Consider the following 1,430-nt stretch of genomic DNA (forward strand, 5'->3'; position numbering starts at 1 on the left):
CAGGTTCAGGTTCAGGTTCAACACTAACCATTTCCTGCTGAACGACAAGCTGTTCTTCAACAATAGTAACTTGCTGCAATTGCTGAATTTCTGCTGGACTTGGCTCAGTTGAAACGACTTGCTGATGAGAAACTACAATATTTTGTGGGTTTGTGCCCCCAACAGTAATTTCACCAGCAGATAACGGTCTAAATGCGAGCAAACGCAAGACACACATTTCAAAACCTTGCTCTTGCGTGACTGCAAGTTGCAGATCAGATCGTCCCTTACATGCAATCTGATAGTAAAGCTGCAAATCCTGAGCAGAAATCAGTTTGGACAAATGTAGAATTTTTCGATTGATTTCTTCACTGTATTTCAAGGCAAGATCAGGCAGATACTGCAACAACGCCAACTCATGCAAGGTTGAAACCAACTGATCCAGAACCAGAGAAACATCTAAAGCCTGTTGCCTAAACTGCAACAACAACTGGCTGACATGCGCTTGTTGGTTGTGATGAATTGCTAAAATCAGGTCATAAATAATGGTTCGGTCAATCAGCCCCAGCATGTCTTTGACATCTTGATGATGTACAGCTCCCTGACCATAGGCAATGGCCTGATCCGTTAAGGATAATGCATCACGTAATGAACCCTGTGCCGATTCAGCAATTTGCCAGATCGCATCCTGATCAGCTTCAATATGCTCTTTATTTAAAATTGCGGTTAAATGCGTGGTAATCTCATCAACAGCCAAAGGACGCAGGGTAAACTGCAAACAACGAGAAATCACCGTAATGGGTAATTTCTGTGGATCGGTGGTTGCAAACAAGAACTTCACATGCTCTGGCGGTTCTTCCAGCGTTTTTAATAAAGCATTAAATGAATGCGTTGAAAGCATGTGCACTTCGTCAATCAGGTAGACTTTGAAGCGACCCTGAGTTGGTGCATAAGGAACATTGTCCAGTAACTCACGGGTATCTTCAACTTTGGTACGTGACGCAGCATCAATCTCGATTAAATCAATGAAACGCCCTTCATTCACGGCCTTACAGGTGGCACAAACTTCACATGGGGTTGAGGTCACACCTGTTTCACAGTTCAGGCATTTGGCTAAAATACGGGCAATTGTGGTTTTACCCACACCACGCGTCCCTGTAAATAAATAAGCATGATGCAATCTTCCGCGCTCCAATGCGCTGGTCAACGCACGGGAGACATGATTCTGCCCCACTAACTCATTGAAATTACGTGGACGGTATTTTCTTGCCAATACTTGATACATGGATACTCCTTATAGCCGCTTTAGCATACTGTGTTTTTAAGAAGCTGTGAATGAATCCCGAACTGATTGATCAAAATTAGGGTTTGTTGGCTGTGATACAAGGCTTGCACCGCCTTTCAACTCAAGGGACAATACACGTTATTGATTTATTTTCGGCTTCATCATC

The 1,430-nt window shown here is 43.4% G+C and carries 1 protein-coding gene; it reads right to left on the reverse strand.

Annotated elements, in window-relative coordinates; genetic code table 11:
- On the reverse strand, positions 1-1,264 hold a 1,264-nt coding region (gene dnaX / locus B4H32_RS11495), incomplete at its 3' end, for a DNA polymerase III subunit gamma/tau (RefSeq protein ID WP_286803161.1).
- Positions 1,265-1,430 lie beyond the last annotated feature (166 nt).

Source organism: Acinetobacter sp. UBA2063, assembly GCF_002333245.1.
In the GTDB taxonomy this organism is placed as follows: domain Bacteria; phylum Pseudomonadota; class Gammaproteobacteria; order Pseudomonadales; family Moraxellaceae; genus Acinetobacter; species Acinetobacter parvus.